Source organism: Vibrio sp. 1078-1 (assembly GCF_033340475.1).
The window spans coordinates 1-870 of sequence record NZ_JAWOWM010000165.1 but is presented as its reverse complement, the minus strand read 5'-3'; the positions used below and the strand labels follow the sequence as shown (position 1 = coordinate 870).

Annotated in this window: 1 protein-coding gene; it reads left to right on the top strand. The window is 49.4% G+C overall.

Going from position 1 to position 870, the window contains the following annotated elements:
* Positions 1 to 870: HD domain-containing protein (locus tag R7190_RS26335; protein WP_318137737.1), on the top strand; the 870-nt coding region annotated here is incomplete at both ends.

Genomic DNA, 870 nt, shown 5'->3' with positions numbered 1-870 from the left:
ACTTGGGGTAATGGCCGCATATTTACCGCAATGGAGCCAGATTGTTGGTCAGATGCAATTCGACCTGTTCCACGCCTACACGGTTGACGAGCACAGCATCCGCCTACTCAAACACATCAATACCTTTAACAATCCAGACAACCATGCGAAGCATCCGATTTGTTGCGACATATACCCTCGCATGCAAAAGAAAGAACTGCTGATCATTGCAGCAATCTTCCATGATATTGGTAAAGGTCGCGGTGGTGATCACTCAGTGATTGGTGAAGGTGAAGCGTACGATTTCTGTATTGAACACGGGCTGTCGAAGCCAGAAGCTAAGTTAGTGGGCTGGCTGGTGAGGCATCACCTTCTCATGTCAGTCACCGCACAACGACGCGATATTTACGATCCTGACGTCATTACAGAGTTTGCGAAACAAGTTCGTGACGAAGAATCTCTTGAGTATTTAGTGTGTCTCACGGTTGCGGATATTTGCGCAACCAATCCAGAGTTGTGGAATGCTTGGAAACGCACGCTGCTTGCCGAGCTCTTCTACTCAACGCAACGCGCACTGCGTCGCGGAGTAGAAAATCCGGTTGATGTGCGTGAGCGTATTCGCCATAACCAACAGATGGCTTCCGCATTGCTGCGCAAAGAAGGGTTTTCTGCGCGCCAAGTCGAAGTGTTGTGGCAACGATTCAAAGCCGACTATTTCTTGCGCCATACTCACACTCAAATCGCTTGGCATTGTGCGCATTTGCTGCGTATGGATGATCCAAACAAGCCGCTGGTACTTATCAGCAAAAAAGCTACGCGTGGTGGTACAGAAGTGTTCGTCTACACCAAAGATCAACCAGCGTTGTTTGCTACCGTGGTGGCGGAGCTCGA